Raw genomic sequence first — 5,368 nt, forward strand, 5'->3', positions numbered from 1 at the left:
GTCTATGATAAAGACCCGGTCAAATACCCGGATGCCAAACGCTATGACACTGTTTCCTTCGATGAAGTTTTGCAGAAGCACCTGGGCGTTATGGACGCTTCCGCGATTGCCTTGGCGCGCGACAACAACCTTCCGATCATTGTCTTTTCGCTGGACGAACCGGGCGGTTTCAAGGGCATTCTGGCGGGCGAGGGAACCTACACCCGCGTTCAGGACTAACTGGTATCGCGTAAATCCCTCACGCCATTGCGATTACACCAAGGGCTGGGCTATAAGACGCTAAAAGCAAAACTGGCGAAAAAGGTGAGCAAACCATGTCAGACGACTTCATTCTCGACACAGACGATTTGCAGCGACGCATGGACGGCGCGATGAATAGTTTGAAAACCGAATTTGCAAGTTTGCGCACAGGACGCGCTTCCGGTTCGATGCTTGAACCCGTGATGGTGGATGCCTACGGCAGCATGACGCCGATCAATCAGGTTGGCACGGTCAACGTTCCAGAGCCGCGCATGGTCACGATCAACGTTTGGGACAAAGGTCTTGTTGGGAAAGTTGAAAAAGCCATTCGTGAGAGCGGCTTGGGGATCAACCCGCAACTGAACGGCACGATTATCATGTTGCCGATTCCAGAGCTGAACGAAGAGCGCCGCCGCGAACTGACCAAGGTCGCCGCGCAATATGCCGAACATGCGCGCGTTTCCGTGCGCAACGTGCGTCGTGATGGCATGGACCAGATCAAAAAGGCCAAGGCCGACGGCATGTCCGAAGATGACCAGAAGTTCTGGGAAACCGAAGTTCAGGAACTGACCGACAAGGCGATCAAGGCGGTTGATGCGGCGCTTGAGAACAAGCAAGCCGAAATCATGCAGGTCTGACAGTATGACAAGTGCCGCAGACGCTTCCAATCCGCCAAGCGAAGCGGGGACGGTCAATGGACCGCGTCATGTGGCGATTATTATGGACGGCAACGGACGCTGGGCACAAATGCGCGGGCGTCCGCGTTTGTTCGGGCACCACGCAGGTGCGCGCCGTGTGCGCGAAATCGTTGAAGCGTGTCCCGAAAACGGCGTTAAATACCTTACTATTTTCGCCTTTTCGACGGAAAACTGGAAACGCACACAGGTCGAAGTTTCTGGCCTGATGAAGCTGTTCCAACGCTATATCACGAAAGAGGCGCGCGCGCTGTCTGATGATGGTGTGCGTGTGCGTTTCATCGGGGATCGGGTGCGGCTGAACGACAAGCTGGTCGAAATGATGGACAATCTGGAAACCATGACGGCTCATAATGACCGCGTGCATTTGACGATTGCCTTGAATTACGGCGGCCGCGATGAAGTTGCCCGCGCGACCAAGCGACTTGCACAGGACGTAGCCAGCGGAAAACTTGATCCTGAAACGGTAGATGAAGAAACTTTGCCAAAGTATTTGGATACTTATGTTTTACCGGATCCGGATCTTGTTATTCGCACAAGCGGTGAGGCAAGAATTTCAAATTTTCTTCTGTGGCAATCCGCCTATGCCGAGTACGAATTCATCGATACGCTCTGGCCTGATTTCACGGCAGACGAGTTTTCCGCACTTACGCAAAAATACGGAACGCGCGAACGCCGCTTTGGCGCTGTAAAAGTATGAGCAGCGCCCACGCCAAATGGGGCGATTTGCGCCCTCGGGTTTTAAGCGCAATCGCCATGTTGGTTATTGGTGTGTTTGTGGTTTGGGCTGGCGGTGTCTGGATCCACCTGTTGGTGCCGCTTGCTTGCGCTTTGATGGTGTGGGAGCTGGCCCGAATGCTGCGCACCGGTGATCCGCAAACGCCCGTTTGGCTTGCGATCATCAGCGGCAGCGCCCTGTTCGCAGCTAGCTACACACCCTATGCAAGCACAATTCTGCCATTGCTTTTGGCCCCTAGTTTCGTGGGTTTTTCATTGCTTAAAGAAGGTGCTGAACCTGCGAAAGCAAAACGCATCTTCATGAGCTATACAGCGGTCATTCTGGTGGCAGGGTTTAGTCTTATTGCCCTGCGCGACAATTTTGGCATCACGTGGATGGCCTGGTTGTTGTTGGTGGTGATCGTGACCGATGTTGCCGGATATTTCGCTGGGCGCATTCTTGGCGGACCAAAGTTCTGGCCACGTGTCAGTCCCAAGAAAACATGGTCCGGCACTATTGCGGGTTGGATCGGTGCGGCGATTGTGGGGCTGGTGTTTGCCAAATTGTTCGGCGGCGGCTCTAATGTGGTCCTGATGTCAATTTGCGCGGCTTTTGCCTCGCAATTGGGGGACATCGCCGAAAGCGCTATCAAACGGCATGTCGGCGTTAAGGACAGCTCGAACCTGATCCCGGGTCATGGCGGCCTGCTGGATCGTTTCGACGGGATGCTCGGCGCTGCGTTATTTCTGTTTGTCACCGGTTTGTTTATCGCCTTTCCGCCAGTTACAGGCGGATAGAGCAGGGCGATGCGTCGGGTTTCTATCTTTGGTGCCACGGGTTCGATTGGCCAGAATACCATTGATCTAATCAAACGCGCGCCAGATGAATACGACGTTGTCGCGTTGAGCGGCGCGCGCAACATCGCACAGCTTGCCAAAGATGCGCGTGATTTGCGCGCAAATGTGGCTGTTACGGCTGACCCCACGCTTTTGCCAGACCTGCGCGCAGCGCTCGCTGGCAGCGATATCGAAGCAGCGGCAGGCCCTGAAGCATTGCTTGAAGCGGCGAGCCGACCTGCCGATTGGGTCATGTCTGCGATCGTCGGGTCCGCTGGCCTTGCGCCCGGGTTGAAAGCGTTGGAGCAGGGCGCATCGCTTGCCCTCGCGAACAAGGAATCCATGGTCTGCGCTGGTGCTTTGGTCCAAGCCACGGCCCGGCTGAACAAAGCCCGCGTGCTGCCCGTAGACAGTGAACATTCTGCGGTGTTCCAAGGGCTGATCGGCGAAGATATCGCAGCCGTTGAGCGGATTATCATCACAGCATCAGGCGGTGCATTTCGCGATTGGCCGATGGAAAAGCTCGCTGGTGCGACGCCGGCACAAGCGGCGACACACCCGAATTGGGACATGGGGCAGCGCATCACGATTGATAGCGCTTCCATGTTTAACAAAGCCTTGGAAGTTATTGAAACACGAGAGTTTTTTGAGGTTGATCCAAACATCATCGAAGTGCTTGTTCATCCACAATCCATGATCCATGCATTGGTTGGATACAACGATGGCGCGCTGATGGCGCATGTGGGTCCACCAGATATGCGCCACGCCATTGGCTTCGCCCTGCATTGGCCCGAGCGTCGCAAATTGCCTGTTGAACGCCTTGATCTGGCTGCGCTCTCGCAACTGACATTTCGCGATCCTGATGAAACCCGCTGGCCTGCGCTGCGCCTTGCGCGTGAGGTCATGGCAGCAGGCGGTCACACAGGCGCAGTGTTCAACGCAGCCAAGGAACGCGCCTTGGATCATTTCATCGACGGAACTATCGGATTCATGCAAATGGCAGAGGTCGTGGAAGAGGTGTTAAACCAGCTTTCTGCCCAATCTAGCCTCACAAATGCCGAAATGACCCTTGATAGCGTGCTTGCGATGGACCATCTGGCACGTATCACCGCCGATGCGATAATCGAAAAAACATAGGCCGCAAAAGCGGCGCAAGAGCAGATAAAAGGACCATAAAACATGGATATTCTGGGGCTTTTGCCGCAATTTGGTAACGTGATCTGGACGCTTTTGGCCTTTGTGCTGGCGCTTTCTGTGATCGTCGCGATCCATGAATACGGTCACTACATCGTTGGCCGCTGGTCTGGTATTCATGCCGAAGTCTTCTCGCTTGGATTTGGGCCGGTACTGTTCAGCCGTGTCGACAAGCATGGCACGGTTTGGCAGTTCGCGGCGTTGCCGTTCGGTGGCTATGTCAAATTTTTAGGCGATGCCAATGCCGCCAGCGCGCCCGACGGCGAAGCCGTGCGCGAAATGAGCCCGGAAGAGCAACGCCGCACCATGCCCGGCGCACCGCTTTGGGCGCGCGCTGCGACGGTTGCCGCCGGACCTATCTTTAACTTTGCCCTGTCCATCATCGTATTTACGGCGATTTTCTTTGGCGAAGGCGAAGCCAGCGACCCCTTAGCCGTCGGCAGCCTACGCGAGATGCCCTATGAGCAAGAATTGCAGGTTGGCGATGTTCTACGTGCTGTCGACGGAATTGCCGTGCCCAGCCTCGAGGACGAGGGCGGCTTTTATGCCCTTGAAACACAAGTCGAAAAAGCGGCCAACGTCACCTATACGATTGAGCGTGCTGGCAATACGCTCGATGTGGCTGGCCCTTATCCGTTTCCTGCGTTGATAAGTATGGTCGCCCCGCAATCGGCTGCTTTGGCGGCAGGTTTGAAAGAAGCGGATGTCATCACGGCGATTAACGGTGCGCCTGTCTATGCCTTTGCCCAGTTGAAAGAAGCAGTAGAAAGCAGTGATGGCGCGCCTTTGCTGCTCGAGCTATGGAACGCAGGCGAAACGCGGCAGGTCACACTGGCCCCGAAACGCGTCGATGAAGCGCAGGCCGACAATAGTTTTATCACCCAGTGGCGCATTGGTGTCGCTGGCGGGCTGTTCTTTGAACCAGCGACGCAATCCATGGGGCTGACAACAGCCTTCAGCAACGGCGTCAGCCAGACCCGCCGCATCATTGAGGGATCGCTTTCAGGCATGTATCACATGGTGACAGGGGCCATCAGCTCGTGCAACCTGTCGGGTCCGATTGGCATCGCTCAAACCTCTGGTGCAATGGCAAGTCAGGGCGCAACGAATTTCATCTGGTTTATCGCGCTGTTGTCGACAGCGGTTGGTTTGCTCAACTTGTTCCCGGTGCCGGTTCTGGATGGCGGGCATCTGGTGTTTTACGCTTACGAAGCCGTCACAGGAAAACCGCCAAGCGAAAAAGCCCTGCGCATCTTTATGACTGCGGGTTTGGTGATGATCCTGTCCCTGATGCTATTCGCACTCGGAAATGATCTGTTTTGCCCTTGAGATTCAAAATTGATCGGGTTTGCCCATTTTTCGCCTCATTTGCTTGTTAGGCTTTTCGTAACTTAGCCTAACATTGGCGCCCAGGCGCTTAGAAAAGAGCAAAACAATGCAATTGATCCAATCCAGCACCCGTAGCCTTGGCTTTCTTATCGAGCTGAATTGGGACCGCCTTTTGTATTTCGTTATGCTGGGGCTATGCCTGTCACTATCAGCCTATGTGGCGTCTGTGACATTTGCTAACCCCTTCATCTTGTAGCGCCTTCTAGGTTACAAGCCCGCGCGATCCACGCAGAAATCGGCCGATCCGCTTTTGACAACACGGCTCATTAGGGCTAGTCAGAGCCTATCTGGGATGT

At 55.0% G+C, this 5,368-nt stretch carries 6 protein-coding genes and 1 pseudogene; all 7 read left to right on the forward strand.

The features are described 5' to 3' along the window. Positions 1–219, forward strand: a pseudogene (gene pyrH / locus WBC85_RS13070) (UMP kinase); the annotation flags it as partial. 95 nt (positions 220–314) lie between these two features. Then, positions 315–878, forward strand: a complete 564-nt coding sequence (frr, locus tag WBC85_RS13075; protein ID WP_424437911.1) for a ribosome recycling factor — start codon at positions 315–317, stop codon at positions 876–878. 4 nt (positions 879–882) lie between these two features. After that, a complete protein-coding gene (gene uppS / locus WBC85_RS13080; protein ID WP_424437914.1) occupies positions 883–1,635 on the forward strand; it encodes a polyprenyl diphosphate synthase in 753 nt (250 codons plus the stop codon). Continuing rightward, entirely contained in the window at positions 1,632–2,450 is an 819-nt protein-coding gene (locus WBC85_RS13085) for a phosphatidate cytidylyltransferase (protein ID WP_424437919.1), read from the forward strand. The genes uppS and WBC85_RS13085 overlap by 4 nt, the downstream gene beginning before the upstream one ends. A 9-nt stretch (positions 2,451–2,459) precedes the next feature. After that, positions 2,460–3,626 carry a 1-deoxy-D-xylulose-5-phosphate reductoisomerase gene (gene dxr, locus WBC85_RS13090; RefSeq protein ID WP_424437922.1) on the forward strand — a complete coding sequence of 389 codons (1,167 nt, stop codon included), beginning with the start codon at positions 2,460–2,462 and terminating at the stop codon, positions 3,624–3,626. 42 nt (positions 3,627–3,668) lie between these two features. Continuing rightward, the gene (gene rseP / locus WBC85_RS13095; protein ID WP_424437926.1) at positions 3,669–5,012 is read left to right on the forward strand and encodes an RIP metalloprotease RseP; all 1,344 of its coding nucleotides are present in this window, start codon (positions 3,669–3,671) and stop codon (positions 5,010–5,012) included. Between the two features lie 106 nt (positions 5,013–5,118). After that, entirely contained in the window at positions 5,119–5,268 is a 150-nt protein-coding gene (locus WBC85_RS13100) for a hypothetical protein (protein WP_424437929.1), read from the forward strand. Positions 5,269–5,368: the final 100 nt, after the last annotated feature.

Origin of the sequence: Planktotalea sp., assembly GCF_049680325.1 — a bacterium.
Lineage (GTDB): Bacteria > Pseudomonadota > Alphaproteobacteria > Rhodobacterales > Rhodobacteraceae > Planktotalea.

What these genes read in the sequence shown, in the direction of transcription:
- frr (WP_424437911.1), top strand. Translation starts at nt 315, where the DNA reads ATGTCAGACGACTTCATTCTCGACACAGACGATTTGCAGCGACGCATG.
- uppS (WP_424437914.1), top strand. Translation starts at nt 883, where the DNA reads ATGACAAGTGCCGCAGACGCTTCCAATCCGCCAAGCGAAGCGGGGACG.
- WBC85_RS13085 (WP_424437919.1), top strand. Translation starts at nt 1,632, where the DNA reads ATGAGCAGCGCCCACGCCAAATGGGGCGATTTGCGCCCTCGGGTTTTA.
- dxr (WP_424437922.1), top strand. Translation starts at nt 2,460, where the DNA reads ATGCGTCGGGTTTCTATCTTTGGTGCCACGGGTTCGATTGGCCAGAAT.
- rseP (WP_424437926.1), top strand. Translation starts at nt 3,669, where the DNA reads ATGGATATTCTGGGGCTTTTGCCGCAATTTGGTAACGTGATCTGGACG.
- WBC85_RS13100 (WP_424437929.1), top strand. Translation starts at nt 5,119, where the DNA reads ATGCAATTGATCCAATCCAGCACCCGTAGCCTTGGCTTTCTTATCGAG.